The 15,417-nt window shown below is 72.7% G+C and carries 11 protein-coding genes; 4 read left to right on the forward strand and 7 right to left on the reverse strand.

Going from position 1 to position 15,417, the window contains the following annotated elements; all coding sequences use genetic code 11:
• Positions 1 to 33: 33 nt before the first annotated feature.
• A complete protein-coding gene (locus tag MTQ01_RS13280) occupies positions 34 to 1,455 on the reverse strand; it encodes an LCP family protein (protein ID WP_308294392.1) in 1,422 nt (473 codons plus the stop codon).
• 325 nt (positions 1,456 to 1,780) lie between these two features.
• On the opposite strand from MTQ01_RS13280, the gene MTQ01_RS13285 reads away from it, so the two are divergent.
• Entirely contained in the window at positions 1,781 to 2,812 is a 1,032-nt protein-coding gene (locus MTQ01_RS13285; protein WP_308294393.1) for a glycosyltransferase family 2 protein, read from the forward strand.
• Between the two features lie 145 nt (positions 2,813 to 2,957).
• On the opposite strand, the gene MTQ01_RS13290 is transcribed toward MTQ01_RS13285, so the two are convergent.
• From MTQ01_RS13290 to MTQ01_RS13305, 4 genes are all read right to left on the reverse strand, one after another.
• Positions 2,958 to 4,685 carry an LCP family protein gene (locus MTQ01_RS13290; protein WP_247489936.1) on the reverse strand — a complete coding sequence of 576 codons (1,728 nt, stop codon included), beginning with the start codon at positions 4,683 to 4,685 and terminating at the stop codon, positions 2,958 to 2,960.
• 33 nt (positions 4,686 to 4,718) lie between these two features.
• Entirely contained in the window at positions 4,719 to 6,482 is a 1,764-nt protein-coding gene (locus MTQ01_RS13295; RefSeq protein ID WP_247489938.1) for an LCP family protein, read from the reverse strand.
• Between the two features lie 349 nt (positions 6,483 to 6,831).
• Positions 6,832 to 8,178: an LCP family protein gene (locus MTQ01_RS13300; RefSeq protein ID WP_247489939.1), complete on the reverse strand. Its 1,347-nt coding sequence runs from the start codon at positions 8,176 to 8,178 to the stop codon at positions 6,832 to 6,834.
• Positions 8,179 to 8,353: 175 nt separating this feature from the next.
• Positions 8,354 to 9,103, reverse strand: coding sequence for a TIGR03089 family protein (locus tag MTQ01_RS13305; RefSeq protein ID WP_247489941.1), 750 nt, complete (start codon positions 9,101 to 9,103; stop codon positions 8,354 to 8,356).
• A gap of 148 nt (positions 9,104 to 9,251) precedes the next feature.
• Between MTQ01_RS13305 and MTQ01_RS13310 the strand changes: the two genes are divergently transcribed.
• From MTQ01_RS13310 to MTQ01_RS13320, 3 genes are all read left to right on the forward strand, one after another.
• A complete protein-coding gene (locus MTQ01_RS13310) occupies positions 9,252 to 10,703 on the forward strand; it encodes a peptidoglycan recognition protein (protein WP_247489944.1) in 1,452 nt (483 codons plus the stop codon).
• Positions 10,704 to 10,837: 134 nt separating this feature from the next.
• Positions 10,838 to 11,917, forward strand: a complete 1,080-nt coding sequence (locus tag MTQ01_RS13315; protein ID WP_247489946.1) for an NDP-sugar synthase — start codon at positions 10,838 to 10,840, stop codon at positions 11,915 to 11,917.
• A 49-nt stretch (positions 11,918 to 11,966) separates the two neighbouring features.
• On the forward strand, positions 11,967 to 12,887 hold the full coding sequence (locus MTQ01_RS13320) for a DNA-3-methyladenine glycosylase (protein WP_374207725.1): 921 nt from the start codon (positions 11,967 to 11,969) through the stop codon (positions 12,885 to 12,887).
• 197 nt (positions 12,888 to 13,084) lie between these two features.
• Here the strand turns inward: MTQ01_RS13320 and MTQ01_RS13325 are convergent, their stop codons facing one another.
• Positions 13,085 to 14,440 (reverse strand): coenzyme F420-0:L-glutamate ligase, encoded by a 1,356-nt coding sequence (locus MTQ01_RS13325; RefSeq protein WP_247489948.1) that lies wholly within the window; start codon positions 14,438 to 14,440, stop codon positions 13,085 to 13,087.
• Complete coding sequence (gene cofD, locus MTQ01_RS13330) at positions 14,437 to 15,411, reverse strand: 2-phospho-L-lactate transferase (RefSeq protein WP_247489950.1); 975 nt, start codon at positions 15,409 to 15,411, stop codon at positions 14,437 to 14,439. The genes MTQ01_RS13325 and cofD overlap by 4 nt, the downstream gene beginning before the upstream one ends.
• Positions 15,412 to 15,417 lie beyond the last annotated feature (6 nt).

Raw genomic sequence — 15,417 nt, forward strand, 5'->3', positions numbered from 1 at the left:
TGCCGGGCTGCCGGACCGCCGGGCTGTTGTGCGTCAGCCGCAGCTGACCTCGTCGCCGCTCACCGCCCCGAACCGGTTGCCCTTGCCCGCGGCGTCGAGCGGTTTGTCCTCGCGCACCGGCGTGACCTTCTCGAAGTCCTCGCCGAGGGTGACCTTCATCTGTGGCCCCCGCCCCTGCTCCTTGCGCAGTTTGGCGCCGGGCAGCGCGGCGGCGAGTGTCCTGGCGGAACGGTCCCAGCGGGGGTCGTAGGAGATCTCGGTGCGCTCGACGTCGTCCTTACGAGCGTTGCCGGGGATCCCGGTCGTCCGGAACCCGGTGGCCCGCAGCTCCTCGTCGGCGCGATGGCCGAGACCTGCCCGGCCGGTGCCGTTCTCCACCTGGACCCGGATGCTGCCGGGCGCGACCTCCACGAGCACGGCCTTCCGGTCGGCCCGGCCGCCGTCCCCGCCGCCCTTCTCCTTCTGCGACTTCTCGGCGACCGGTGCCAGCGGCTTGTCCTCGCGCAGCGCGCCGAACAGCTTCTTCGACTTGGGGCCGTCCCAGCGAACGGTCTCGCCGAGACCCGGCACCCGGTGCTTGGAGTCCGCGACCGGCACCGTGGTGAACTCCGAGGACGAGGCGTCGAAGTCCTTCATCGCCTTGCCCAGCGCCAGCATCTCGTCCTTGCCGAAGCCCCGGTCGGCGCGCACGGATCCGAGCACCGCGCTGCTGACCCGGCGGAACCGCACCGGGTTCAGCAGCACCTCGTTGGAGGCAGCCTCGTCGATCAGCGAGGCGACGAACCGCTGCTGGCGCTGCATCCGTCCGATGTCGGCGGCGCCGTCGACCGAGCGTGCGCGCACGTACGCGAGCGCTCCCGCGCCGTCCAGTTTGGTGGTGCCCGCTGGCATGTCCAGGCCGGCCTTCTTGTCCTTGAGCGGTCGTGTGCTGCACACCGGTACGCCGCCCACCGCGTCCACGGTCCGCATGAAGCTGGCGAAGTCCACCTCCAGGTAGTGGTGCACATGGACGCCGGTCATCCGCTCCACCGTGCGGACGGTCAGGCTCGGACCGCCGCGCGAGTAGGCTGCGTTCAGCTTCTGGCGGCTCTCCCCGCGACGTTCGCCGGTGGCCGGATCGTGGTGCGGCGGCAGCTCGGCGAGCGAGTCACGGGGGAGGCTGACGACGCTGGCGCGGTCCCGGTCCTCGGAGAGGTGCACCAGCATCATCGTGTCGGTGCAGTTGCAGGAGGCCCCGCCGAGGCGGAGCTTGGCGCGCTCCTTTTCGGTCAGGGCGTCCCGCTGGTCCACGCCGACGACCAGGAAGTTCACCCCGCGGCCGGCGTCCGGCCGGTTCTTCAGGTCCTGGAAGGGGTCGACGCGGTCGATGCCGGCACCGATGCCGTTCACCAGCAGATGGCCGGCGCCGCTGACCGTGAGCACGGTGCCCGCGGTGAAGAGGGTCAGCCGGCGCACCCAGCGGCGGGGTCCGCCTCCCGGGCGTCGGGCCGGGGGAGCGGCGGAGCGTCGTACCCGTCTGGAGGGGCGGGACGGACGGGCAGGGCGTGCGGAGCGTGCGGTGCCTGCCGGTCGGGCGGGGCGGGGGCGAGGTGTGGGGGACAAGAGCGGCACCTCATCTTCGGCCGACGGCCGCGCGGGCTGCCGGCCCGGGTCGGGGCTGTGACTGGCCTGCCGACGACGGTTGACACCACCGCCTCGGCGGTACTGCACCGTAAGCCCGCCGCCCGGGCCCCCACGGCTGCCGTGCGGCCCCTTCCCCCGTTCGCGGTAACGTGACCCGGTGACCTCCGCAGTAGACGAGCCCGACACCACGCCCGCCGTATCGGTGATCATGCCGGTCCTCAACGAGGAGCGGCATCTGCGCACCTCGGTCCGGCACATCCTGGAGCAGGACTACCCAGGCGAACTGGAGGTGGTGATCGCCCTCGGCCCCTCCGAGGACCGTACGGACGAGATCGCCGCCGAGCTGGTCGCCGCCGACCCCCGCGTGCGCACGGTGGCGAACCCGACGGGCCGGACACCGGCCGGTCTGAACGCGGCGATCGAGGCGTCCAGCCACGACGTGGTGGTGCGTGTCGACGGCCACGGGATGCTCTCGCCCGGCTACATCGCCACCGCGGTGCGGCTGCTGGCGGAGACCGGCGCCGCGAACGTCGGCGGCATCATGCACGCCGAGGGCGAGAACGCCTGGGAGCAGGCCGTCGCCGCCGCGATGACCTCTCGCATCGGCGTCGGCAACGCCGCCTTCCACACCGGCGGCAGCGCCGGCGAGGCGGAGACCGTCTACCTCGGGGTGTTCCGCCGCGAGGTGCTGGAGCAGCAGGGCGGCTACAACACGGAGTTCATCCGCGCCCAGGACTGGGAGCTGAACTTCCGCATCCGCCAGTCCGGCGGCCGGGTCTGGTTCTCGCCGGAGCTCCTGGTCTCCTACCGGCCCCGTCCCAACGTGCGCGCGCTGGCCAAGCAGTACCGCAACTACGGCCGTTGGCGGCACGTCGTCGCCCGCTACCACTCCGGTTCGATCAACCTGCGCTACCTCGCCCCGCCGGCCGCCGTGCTGGCGATCGCCGCAGGCACGGTCGCGGGCGCGGTGCTGACGCCGTGGGCGCTGGTGGTCCCGGGCGGCTATCTCGCCGCGATCACCGCCGGTTCCCTTCCCGCCGGACGCGGTCTGCCGCCGGCGGCCCGGGTCCGGATCCCGCTCGCGCTGGCGACGATGCACATGTCCTGGGGCTGGGGGTACCTGACCAGCCCGAAGAAGCTCGCGCGCAAGGTCATCGCCAGCCGCAGGGAGCCGGTCCCGAGCCGCTGACGCCGTACGGGCGCCCGGGCAGCGGGCGCCGGGCGCGGGGGCAGCGGGCGCCCTCCCGAGCCGCCCGCCGCACGGCGCGGAACGCACGACACGAGGGAGGGGCCCGACGAACGGTCGGGCCCCTCCCTCGTGTCGTGCGCCCGGTTCACCAGGTGTGCTGGCGGCTTACGTTCATACAGGCCGAGTCGTCGTCGCCGTTCATCCCGTCGAGGCTGTCCGGCGCCTTGCCGTCGTCCTCGGGCTTCTCGTCGGACGAGCCGCCGGCGGGGGCGGGGTACGAGCCGCCGGTGCGCCAGTCGGCGCCGACGACCAGAGTGATGCCCTCTCCCTCGGAGGACCGCTTCACGGCCTTCTCCGGGATTCCCAGCGCCTTCGCCACAGCCTGTGCGTCGCCCTCCAACTCCGGGTCGGAGTAGCTGAGTTGGGTGTCCCACTTGGAGGTGGGGGTCTGGTCGGGGTAGGCCCGGGCGAAGCCCTTGCCCTGCAACTGCGAGCTGATCGCGTTGGCCCGTCCGGTGACCGGTGTCTGTGTCGAGGTGCCGGTCCCGTTCATCACCCGCACGGATATCTCACCGGGCGGCGCCGCGGTGTCGGCGGGCTCCGGCTCGTCCGGCACCTTCTTGCCCTTGTCCTTGCCGTCCAGCGCGATGTCGGCGCGGATCATGCTGAACACCCGCTCGGCGTCGGCCTCCTTGGGCAGTACGTAGCTGCCCCCCTGCGAGTACGTCCACGGCATCGTCGCCATGGTGATGCGCTTGGTCGGCACCCGCCGCAGGTCCTCGCCGAGGTCGTAGAGCTTCATCACGGTGTTGAGGCTGTCGTCCACGGTCAGCGCCTTGGTGCCCTCCTCGGCGAGCTTGCGCAGCTTTCCGGGGTTGGTGAGCTTGGTGCCGGCCTTCAGCTCGCGGACCATCGAGTTCATGTACATCTGCTGGGCCTTGGCACGGCCGATGTCGCTGCCGTCCTCGAAGCCGTGCCGGGTGCGCAGCCACTGGAGCGCCTGCTCGCCGCGGACGACGCTCTCGCCCTTCTCCAGCTTCAGCCCGGACTTCCGGTCGTGGACGTTGGCGTCCACACAGACCGGTACGCCGCCCACCGCGTCGGCCATCGAGACCACACCGGAGAAGTCGACCATCATGAAGTGGTCGATGGATATCCCGGTGAGCTCCTCCCAGGTCGCCACCGTGCAGCCCGGACCACCGTTCTGCAGGCTGGTGTTGATGCGGTCCGAGCGCTGCTCGTAGACCTTCCCGTCGTCGGTGTCGGTGCACTTGGGGATGGTCACCCGGGTGTCCCGGGGGATGGAGAGGACCGACATGTTGCTGCGGTCGGCCGACACGTGGACCAGCATCTGCACGTCCGCGAGCGGGGGCCGGCCGGCGTCGGCGTGCGAGCCGCCGAGCCGTACGTTCTCCTTGCTGTTCCTGCTGTCGGAGCCCAGCAGCAGGATGTTCATGGGGGTCTGGCCCTCGGCGTTGGGCTTGTTCTTCTCGAGCTTGTTGTCGCCGAGGTGCAGGGCGTCCTTGGTGAGGTTGCCGTTCAGGTGCTGGTAGTAGAGGAAGCCGGCGCCTCCGGTGCCGAGCACGATCACGGCCAGGCCGATCACGGTCCACTTCAGGGCGCGGCGCTTCTTGCGCGGCGGCCCGGCCTCCGGCTCACCGTCTTCTCCGCCGCCTCCCGCACCGCCCGCCCCCGCGCTGCCCGCCCCCGCGCCGCCTCCTGCGCCGGCTTCGGCCCGGCGCAGCGGAACGGTGTGGCCCGCGTCCTTCGTCTTCCCGTTCTCGGGCAACCGGTCGCCCGCTCCGTCCTCGGTACGGGCGCCGGCCTGGCGTATGCCCTTGTCGTCGTCGCTCTCAGTGGTCCGTCGTCGCACAGGACCCTCCCCCTCAATCAGTCCTCGTCCGACTCACTTGGCGCAGACGTCTTTGTCGTCGCCGTTGATGTTCTGCACGCCGTCCGGTGCCTTGTCCGGGGCCTCGATCGGTGTGCCGGCGGCCTTGAAGTCCGCTCCCAGCGTCAGGGTCATGGGAACCGAGTCGCCCGCGGGTGAGGACTTCTTCTTCAGTGCGGACTTGGCAAGTCCCATGAGGTCGGCGAGCGTCGCCGCCTGCGCCTCCTGGTCCGAGCCGAATTCCAGTGTGGTGGTGTCGAGTTGGGCCGGAGCGTTGCCGGAGTTCGTGGACAGACGCACGCCGTGGTCGTTCTGCAGCCAGCTGACGGTCTGCTGTGCGGAACCGATGGGCCCACCCCCGTTGTAAATGTCCACCCGGACTTCACTCTTGGGGGCCTTCTCGATCTGCTTCCCCTTCTTGTCTGACTGGTTTTCGTCCTTCTTGGTTCCAGCCAGGGACTTGTCCGCCTTGATCATTTCGAACAGGGGGGTGGCCTTGGCGTGGTCCAGGACGACCGTCGACTTCACCGTCTCGTTGGGGTTGTCCAGCACCGGGACGGTGGCGAAGGTGATGTTCTTCGGGCTCACGCTCTGCAGGTCGGAGGCGAGAGCGGCGAGCTTCTTGACGCTGCCGATGCCGGTGTCGACGGTCAGCGCGTCGGTTGCGGCGTTGGCGAGGTTCCACGCCTTCTTCGGGTTGGAGAGCGAGCCGCTGCTCTTGACCTCGCGGAACATCGAGCTCAGGAACTGCTGCTGGAGCTCGATCCGGCTCAGGTCGCTCCCGAGCCCGACCGAGCCGCGGGTGCGTACGAAGGCCAGCGCGTCCTCGCCCTGGACCTTGTGCTTGCCCTTGGTCAGCTTGAGCTTCGACTTCTTGTCGTCGATGTCCTTGGCGACGCACACCTCGACGCCGCCGACCGCGGTGGAGAGTTCCTTGACGGCGTTGAAATCGGCCATCATGAAGTGGTTGATCTTTATCCCGGTCAGTTCCTCGACCGTTCGCCAGGTGCAGCCCGGGTCCCGACCGTTCTGGCCGAGGCTCTCGTTGAAGCGCGCTCCGCGGCTGCCCGGTACGGTCTGCTCGCCCTCGTCGGTCTGCGTCGGGCAGTCGGGGATGTCCACCACCATGTCGCGCGGGATGCTCAGCGCGGTGGCGTGCGAACGGTCCTTGGCGACGTGCAGCAGCACGGTGGTGTCCGCGTGGCCCTTGCTGTCGCGGTCGCCGTAGCCGTCGTTGCCCTTGCCGCTGCGTGCGTCGGTGCCGAGGATCAGTATGTTGACCGGCCCGTCGGTGGTGGCGTCGTTCTTGATGCCGACGTCGACCTTGTCGATGTTGTTGTTGAAGTGCTGGTACACCAGGTAACCGGTGGTGCCGAGGACCACCAGCAGCAGCGCGAGCGAACCGCCGCCCCAGCGCAGCACCTTCTGCTTCCGGCTGAGGCCGGGCTTGCGCTTGCGCCGGCTGCGGCCGGCCTGCGGCTCGGCGGCCCTGCGCCGCGAGCGCTGCCCGGGAACCGCCGCCCGGGAACGGTCCTCGGACTCCTCGTCCCCGCTCTTCGGCGAGGGCCCGGATATGTCACCCGGTTCGGTGTCCCGGCGCCGCCGCCCGCCACCGGTGGCGTTGCGTTGGCCTGGAACAGCGGAGGGTGACCCCGTATGGTCGTGGCCCGGTCCGTCGGGGGCGTTCAGTCGCAGTTCGTAACTGCCGGTCTCGGGGTCGAACACCCACTGATCTGCGGGGTCCACGTCTCCCGAGCGTCCACGGCCATGCGTGTCCACGTCGCGCGAGTCCTCCGTTGCGGCCCGGTACGCGCCTCTCCCCTCGGAGCGCTCCGGACGGTCGGGGCCGTATGTTTGAGCGCACACCTTATCCGCCCAGTTCAGCGGCGGACTACGTCGGTGAGGCTTTATCGGGCGCTACATGCGGGGGTATCCGGGCATATCGCCCCGGACCGGTGGGTGATTCCCCCGACCTCGTGCCCCGGCGCCGCTCCCGCCCGCGCTCCGGGGCCCCGCCCCGCGCTGTTTCGTGCCGCTCGCGCCGGGTTCGCAGTGCTCCTGACGCCCGGTTCGCGGTGCTCCTCGCTCCGGGCTCGCGGTGTCGCTTGCGCGCCGGGACCGCGGTCGTTCAGTCGTCGTCCGCGCAGACTCCGCCGCTCTCCGTCGGCGAGGGCTCGTCCCCGTCGGGTGCCGGGCTCTGCGAGGCCGGATCCTGCGGCGAGGAACTCTGCGTACGGGCGCCCTCGTTCCGTTCCCGCGCCCCGGTGCGGCCGCCCTCGTCCACCGGCCGGTCCGCCCGCAGCTGCGCGAACAGCCGGGCCGCGTCCGGCTGTCGCAGCTCGTCCCGGTTGGGGTTCTGGCGGTAGGGCTGCCGCGGCACGGTCATGAACCGCACGTCCTCCGCCGGGATGTTGCGCACGCTGCGCACCAGGTCGTACAGCTCGGTCAGGGAGTTCATGCCCGAGTCCGCAGTGACGGAGGAGGTCGCGGCGTCCAGCACGGGGAAGAGCTTGGCGGGGTTCATCAGTACGCCGTTGCCGCGCACCTTGCGCACCAGCGAGGCCAGGAAGTCCTGCTGACGGGCCATCCGGTCGGTGTCGCTGCCGTTGCCGAAGCTCTGGCGGGCGCGTACGTAGCCGAGGGCGTCCTCGCCCCGCAGGGTCTGGCGCCCGGCCGGCAGGTCGAGCTTCGCGTCCCGGTCCCTGACCGGGTCCGGCAGGCAGACCTGCACGCCTCCCACGGAGTCGACCAGCCGTTTGAAGCCGTCGAAGTCGATCACCATGTGGTGGTCCACGCGTACGTCGGTGAGCTTCTCGACCGTACGGATCGTGCAGGCCGCCCCGCCGAACTGGTAGGCCCAGTTGAACTGGGCGAGCTGCCCCTTGGCGCGGGAGCCGTCCGGGCGGTCGCACGTGGGGATGTCCACCATCAGATCGCGGGGCAGCGAGACGGCCGTGGCCCGGTCCCGGTCGGCGGACAGGTGCAGCAGGATCGCGGTGTCCGAGCGCGCCGTGCCGTTGTCCCTGCCGTACCGCCGGTTCTGGCCGCTGCGGTCGTCCGAGCCGATCACCAGGATGTTGGAGGCGCCGTCGACCTCGGGGTCGGGCCGCTCCCGTTCGTACTTCTCCAGCAGTTCGGCGGTGGCGGTGTCGGTGGTGATGTTGCCCTCCAGCCGGTGGTACATCACCCAGCCCGTGCCCGCGCCCGCCAGGATGACCACCGAGGTGGCGAGCGCCGCCCACCGCAGCCACCGTCCCGCGCCCGCCCGCCGTCCGCCGCCGTTCCGTCCGTCGGGGCTGTCGGGGCTGTCGGGGCCGCCCGGTCCGTCGCCCCGACCGTCCGGGCCGCCCGGTCCGTGCGAGCCTCCGCCCGGGCCCGGTCCGCCGGGGCCTTCGCCGTTCGCGCCTTCGGAGCCCGCCACCGGTCCGGGCTGCCGGTGCGGTGTTCCCTCCGGGCCGGTCTCGGCGTCGCTCACGGCAGTTGTCCATCCCTCCGGCTCGGCGGCGTACGCCCCGGAGCGCCTGGGGGCTCGGGCCGCGGGCGGCCCTGCCGGGCAGCCGGCGACCGCCGGGGTGTGCGAGGACCCGCCCCGAATCCGGGACAGGTCCTCCAGCGATCCTCGGGGCGTCCGCCGCCGCCCACCACCGCCGCTACGCCGTGTGAGTGATGCGCTCGCTCTCCCGGCGGGCGGCGAGCGCCTCGGCGTCCAGCCGGTCGGCGTTGCGGTTGAGCACCACCGAGGCGCCGGCCGCCAGCGGGGCCAGCAGGCCGCGGGAGATGCCGGTCCAGTCGTCGTAGTCGCGCACCGAGAGCACTCGGGAGCCCGAGGTCAGTCCCAGTGCGGCGGCATCCCCCCTGGCCTGTTCGACGACCTGCGTGCCGCTCAGCGTTCTGCCGCCGATGACCAGTGACGGGGCGCCGCCCTCGACCGGCATGTAGGGAGCGAACCGGTCGCCCTGGCCCGGCACTTCGACCGCGTAGTCGACGAAGCCCTCCGGCGGCTGCGGGAACCGGGCGCCCATCGGGCGCAGGCTGAGCGCGATCCGCTCGCCTCCGCAGCGCCGCGCCTCCTGGAGGCTGTCCGGGCCGCTGACCACGAGGTCCGCCGCGCCCGGATCGCCCTGCGGCTCCACCAGCACTCCCACCGACGAGCCGGCGAGCAGCCAGACCGCGGTCTGCCAGTGCGCCGGAAGCAGCAGCGCGAGCCGGTCGCCCGGTTCGACGGACAGCTCGTCCTGGAGGAGGTTGGCGGTCTTCGCCACCCAATTGGCGAAGGTGGCGACGGAAAGTTCCACGCGCTCACCGGTCGCGTCGTCGTAGTACGTCACCAGCGGGCGGGAGGGGTCCGCCGCGAGGGCCGAACGCAGCAGGTCGGCGGGGGTGGAATCAGTGGCGTGCATGGGGGTCAGCGTATCCAGCGGGCGGCCCGCGCGCAGTCGTCGGGACCCCGCCGAGGTGGACGGGTCAAGCAGAAGTGACGGCGTGTCAACCGACGGATCGTCAGCTGACGAATAGACAGATCTGTCCCTGTATGTACAGGCTTTTGGTATGCGTGCACTCCTTGCTGCCACAGTCGGCTCCCTCTGCACGGCCGCGCTGATCGTCCCGCTGGCCCAGCCCGCGGCGGCCCAGCCCGCGCCTGCCGTCGAACTGCCCACCCGTACCGACACCACCTCCGCCGTTCCGGCCGGCCTCGCCGCGTCGGACGCCGCGACCCGGGCACGTGCCGAGAGCGCCGGCCGGGCCGAACGCCCCGCCCGCACCCGGACGTTGCCCCTCTCCTCGCTGAGCGGGAAGGACCGCGCCGGGCTCACCGACGGCGGCCGGCTCGGAGCGCGGGAGGTCACCCCGTTCTCGATGCTCGGCGTGGTGTGGGACGACGCGGAGCAGGAACTGGCGGACCACGTCGAGGTGCGCACCCGCTCCGGCGCCGACGGGCGGTGGACGGGCTGGACCGAGCTCTCCCACCACGCCACCGACGCCCCCGACCCGACGTCGGCCGAGGGCGGCGGCACACGCGGCAGCACAGCCCCGCTGTGGGTCGGCGAGTCCGACGCGGTCGACGTACGGCTGGCATCCGGGAACGGCGGCAGCGCCGCGCTGCCCGACGGGCTGCGGCTGGCCCTGATCGACCCCGGCACCGAGGCCGATTCCGCACGGCCCGCCTCCCGGGCCGGCCATGCGGCAGACGGGGGCGGACGCTCTGGCCCGGGCGCCGTGCTGCGCGCCGCCGTCGACGGAAAGCCCGGCGGCCCCGCCTCCGGGCTCGGCGGCCAGGCCGTCGCCAGCAGCGCGATGAACTCCCAGTTCGCCGCGCTGGGCGCCGAACGGATCCCGCCGGAGGCCCCGCGGCAGAACCTCGCCGCGCCACAGGGCGGGACCGACACCAACGCCGCGCCCATCGGGCCGCGCCCGGGCATCGTCACCCGCGCGGGCTGGGGCGCCAACGAGTCCTGGCGCGAGCCGGGCTTCGGCTACACCACCACCGTGAAGTCCGCGTTCGTCCACCACACCGCGGAGAGCAACAACTACACCTGCGCACAGGCCCCTTCGGTGATCAGGAGCATCTACCAGTACCACGTGCGCAGCCTGGGCTGGCGGGACATCGGCTACAACTTCCTGGTCGACAAGTGCGGCCAGATCTACGAGGGCCGGGCCGGCGGCGTGGCCAAGGCGGTGCTCGGCGCCCACACCTACGGCTTCAACAGCAACACCACGGGCATCGCGGTGCTCGGTTCCTTCGGCTCGACCGCGCCGCCGAAGGCCGCGGTGGAGGGCGTCGCCAAGCTCATCGCCTGGAAGCTCGGCCTGCACGGGCTGAACCCGGTCGGCAGCGTCACCCTCACCTCGGGCGGCGGCAAGTGGCCGGCCGGCACCAAGGTCAAGATGCGGGCGGTCGCGGGACACCGTGACGGCTTCGCCACCGAGTGCCCCGGCGCCAAGCTCTACGCCAAGCTGCCCGAGATCCGCACCCTGGCGGCACGGCTCCAGGGGCGCTGAGGGTCGCGCACCCGCGCTGAGCGGTCGTGAACGACGGGAGGCTCCGGGCATCGGCCCCGGGGCCTCCCACTTGCTCGTTTGCTTACACTGGCCGTTCGATGAGCAGCCCCGACCCGGCAGGAAGCAGAAGCACGGTGACAGAAGCGATACTCCTCGTCGGAGGCAAGGGCACTCGGCTGCGCCCCCTGACGGTCAACACCCCGAAACCGATGGTGCCCGCCGCCGGCGTGCCGTTTCTGACCCACCAGCTCGCGAGGGCCAAGGCCGCGGGCGTCGACCACGTGGTGATGGCGACCTCCTACCTCGCGGAGGTCTTCGAGCCGTACTTCGGAGACGGCTCGGCGCTGGGCCTGGAGCTGGAGTACGTCACCGAGGACGAGCCGCTGGGCACCGGAGGCGCGATCCGCAACGTCGCCCCGCGACTGCGCTCGGCCGCCGACGAGCCGGTGCTGGTCTTCAACGGGGACATCCTCACCGGCCTGGACATCCGGGCCCTGGTCGACACCCACCGCGGCAGCGGCGCCGATGTCTCGCTCCATCTGACCCGGGTCGCGGACCCGCGCGCCTTCGGCCTCGTCCCCACCGACGGCGAGGGCCGGGTGACGGCGTTCCTGGAGAAGCCGCAGACGCCCGAGGAGATCGTCACCGACCAGATCAACGCCGGTGCGTACGTCTTCACCCGCTCCGTCATCGACAGCATCCCCGCCGACCGGCCCGTCTCCGTGGAGCGCGAGACCTTCCCCGGACTGCTCGCCGAGGGCGCGCACCTCCAGGGCATGGTCGACTCCACCTACTGGCTCGATCTCGGCACCCCGCAGGCGTTCGTCCGCGGCTCCGCCGACCTCGTGCTCGGCCGCGCCCCCTCGCCCGCCGTACCGGGCCGCCGCGGCGAGCGTCTGGTGCTGGACGGCGCCGAGGTCGCCCCGGACGCCAAGCTCACCGCGGGTTCCGTGGTCGGCAGCGGCGCGCGGATCGGCGCGGGAGCGGTCGTCGAGGGCAGCACGATCCTCGCGGACGCGACCGTGGCGCCGGGCGCCCAGGTGCGCAACTCCCTGGTCGGCGCCGGCGCGCACATCGGCGCGGGCACGGTCCTGGACGGCGCGGTGATCGGCGACGGCGCGATCGTCGGCGAGGGCAACGAGCTGCGCGAGGGCGTACGCATCTGGTGCGACGCCCGCATCCCCGACGGCGCGGTGCGCTTCTCCGCACCGTGAGCAAGCGGCACCCGGCCTCGGCCGTGCGGCACGTGCCGGGCGGTGCTTCGTGACCGGCGCCGTCGTACGACGCTGGGAGCCGTCCGGCCCGTACGACCTGCCGGGCAACCTGCGCGTGCTGCGCCGCGGCCCCGGCGACCCCACCCACCGCCTGCGCGACGGCGAGCTGTGGCGTACGAGCCGCACCCCCGACGGGCCGGTGACGCTGCGGCTGACGTCCGAGTCGGGGGCGGTGTGCGCGCAGGCGTGGGGGAGCGGCGCGGACTGGGCGCTGGACCGACTCCCGGCGCTGCTCGGCGAGTCGGACCGCCCCGAGGAGTTCGTCCCCCGGCACCGGGTGGTGCTGCGGGCCCACCGCGCCCGGCCCGGGCTGCGGCTGGTGCGCACCGGGCTGGTGCTGGAGTCGCTGATCCCCTCGGTGCTGGAGCAGAAGGTCACCACCGACGAGGCGTACCGCGCCTGGCGGCTGCTGGTCAGGCGCTACGGCGAGCCGGCGCCGGGCCCCGCGCAGCTGATGCCGCCGGGCATGTACGTGATGCCCGGCCCGCGCGAGTGGCGGCACATCCCGTCCTGGGAGTGGCACCGCGCCGGTGTCGACGGCAAGCGCTCCGCCGCGGTGCTCCGCGCCTGCCGGGTCGCACCCCGGCTGGAGGAGGCCGCAGGGATGCCGCTGCCGCAGGCCCTGCACCGGCTCCAGCTCGTGCCCGGCATCGGCCCCTGGACGGCCGCCGAAACCCTTCAGCGCAGCAACGGCGATCCGGACGCGGTGACCGTCGGCGACCTCCATCTGCCCGGCATCATCGGCTACGCGCTGACCGGTCGACGCGGTCTGGACGACGAGGCGATGCTGGAGCTGCTCGCCCCGTACGCCGGCCAGCGCCACCGGGCGACCCGGCTGCTGCTGGCCGAGGGGCCGGTTCCGGCACGCCGCGCTCCCCGATTCCCGGTGGGCGACATCGCCCGGCTCTGAACGCACTCCCACCCGCCACCGCACCCGACTCCGGGCCCGCGGACCACAGGGGGCACGTGTTCTGCCTGCTCGGCCGCGTACGGACGCGAGCCCCGTGGGCGCTCACCCGCGGGCCCACGGCCGTACGCGATGCGCGCTGCTGTACGGCCGCCGCGACGGCGGTCCGCCGCGTTGGCGGCACACCGGTGCCCCAACGGTCAGCGCGTCACCAGGAAGTCGGCCGCCTGCCTCGGCGGCCTCGGTGCGGGACCGGCGGCCGGGTGGCCCACCGCGACCGCGCCCATCGGGTCCCACTCCGCCGGAAGCTCCAGCACCTTCCGCACGACGTCGCGGCAGAACATCGTCGAGGACACCCAGGCCGAGCCCAGCCCTTCGCCGGCGAGGGCCACCAGCAGATTCTGGACGCCCGCACCCGCGGCGACGACGAACATCTCCCGCTCCGCGGCGGACCTCCGCGCGTCCGGGTACTCGTGCGCGCCGTCCGCGACCAGACAGGGCACCACCAGGTACGGCGCCCGGCGCAGCACCTCGCCGCGGCGCACCCGTCGGGCGATGCTCTCCTCGGTCTTGCCGTCGGCGCGCAGATCGGCGATCCAGGCGTCCCGCATGGCGTCCAGCAGCTTCGTCCGGCTCGCCTCGCTCTCCAGCAGCACGAACCGCCAGGGGGTGGTGTGGTGCGGTGCGGGTGCGGTGACGGCGAGCGCCACGGCGCGGTGCACGGCGGCGCTGTCGACGGGGTCGGCGGTGAAGTCGCGCACGGTGCGACGCAGCGCGACCGCCTCGCGCACGGCCTCCGACGTGCCCAGCCGGAACATGTCCATGGACGCCTCGCGCACCAGTGACCGCGCGCCCTCGAAGAGGGTCGGGTCCTCGCCCTCCGGAGCGCCGGCCCCGACGTTGTCCGGATCGGCGAAGGTGTGCTGGGGGAGTCCGCGCAGCACGGCGACGGGCAGACCGTCGGCCTTGCCCTTCACCAACTCGCCGGCCCCGGCGAGTTCGTCGCCGACCGCGATCACCGTGACCTCCAGCGGGTTGCCGTGCGAGTCGGTGCCGCCGCGCTGGTCGTCCAGCACCCGCACCCCGGCCGCGCCGATGGCGACGTCGGTCTGCCCCTCGCGCCAGGGCCTGCCGAAGGTGTCGGTGACGATCACGCCGACCTCGACGCCGAGCAGCGCCCGTACGCCGGCCCGGATGCGCCGGGCCGACTCGTCCGGGTCCTCGGGCAGCAACAGGACGGTACCGGCAGGGGTGTTGGAGGCGTCCACGCCGGCCGCGGCCATCACGAAGCCGTGCCGGGTCTCGACGATCCGCGCGGGCCCGCGGCGGGCGACGACGCGCACCGTCTCGTCGTCGATGGCGGCCTCGCGGTCGTCCGCGCGCACCACCCGGCCCTCCGACTTGCTGACGATCTTCGAGGTGACGACGAGCACGTCCCCGTACGCGAGCCCCGGCATGCCGTCCGAAGTGGCGGCGTCGGCGATCAGGGCGGCGAGGTCGTCCCCCGGAGCCACTTCGGGGATGCCGGGCAGCGCCCAGACCTGGTAGCCGTTCATCCGGCCACCTCGGCGGCCAGCTCCAGCGCTTGGGCGGCCATGCGCGCCGTCGTGTCCGGGTCGGACATCATCAGCGGGACGGCCCGGCAGCGCACCCCGGCCGCCTCCACCTCGGCGACGGCCTCCGCGTCCGTGGAGTCGACCAACCAGCCGTCCAGCAGCCCCGATCCGTAGTGCAGCGCCACCGCCGCGGCGGTGGTCTCCACACCGATCGCGGCCAGCATCCGGTCGGCCATCCCGCGCACCGGGGCGCCGCCGACGATGGGGGAGAGGCCGACCACCGGCACCCCCGCGTCGGCGATGGCCTCCCGGACGCCCGGTACGGCCAGGATCGTCCCCACGCTGACCACGGGGTTCGACGGCGGGAACAGCACGACGTCGGCGGCGCCGATCGCCTCCAGCACGCCCGGCGCCGGGGCGGCCTGGTCCGCGCCGATCGGGACCACGGCCCGGGCCGGGACCTCGGCGCGCATCCGCACCCAGTACTCCTGGAAGTGCACGGCCCGTCGGCCGCTGCCGCCCTCCGCCTCCGGGTCGTCGACCAGCACATGGGTCTCGACCCGGTCGTCGGTCATCGGCAGCAGCCGGACCCCCGGCTGCCAGCGCCTGCACAGCGCCTCGGTCACCGCGCTGAGCGGATAGCCGGCCGAGATCATCTGGGTGCGCACGATGTGGGTGGCGAAGTCGCGGTCGCCCAGCCCGAACCAGGACGGCCCGACCCCGTACGCGGCGAGCTCCTCCTTGACGGTGAAGGTCTCCTCGGCCCGCCCCCAGCCCTGTTCGTCGTGGATGCCGCCGCCGAGGGTGTACATCACGGTGTCCAGGTCCGGGCAGACCTTGAGCCCGAACAGATGGATGTCGTCGCCGGTGTTGCCGATCACGGTGATCTCGGCGTCGGGTGCTGTCTTCTTGAGGCCGAGAAGGAATCGGGCGCCGCCGATACCCCCGGCCAGAACCACAATGCGCTGCATGCCGAT

Origin of the sequence: Streptomyces sp. XM4193 (assembly GCF_023072595.1) — a bacterium.
GTDB lineage: Bacteria > Actinomycetota > Actinomycetes > Streptomycetales > Streptomycetaceae > Streptomyces.

Bases quoted from the DNA above. Each gene is read 5' to 3' on its own strand.
- MTQ01_RS13325 (WP_247489948.1), bottom strand. From the start codon at position 14,440: ATGAACGGCTACCAGGTCTGGGCGCTGCCCGGCATCCCCGAAGTGGCT.
- MTQ01_RS13310 (WP_247489944.1), top strand. From the start codon at position 9,252: ATGCGTGCACTCCTTGCTGCCACAGTCGGCTCCCTCTGCACGGCCGCG.
- cofD (WP_247489950.1), bottom strand. From the start codon at position 15,411: ATGCAGCGCATTGTGGTTCTGGCCGGGGGTATCGGCGGCGCCCGATTC.
- MTQ01_RS13305 (WP_247489941.1), bottom strand. From the start codon at position 9,103: ATGCACGCCACTGATTCCACCCCCGCCGACCTGCTGCGTTCGGCCCTC.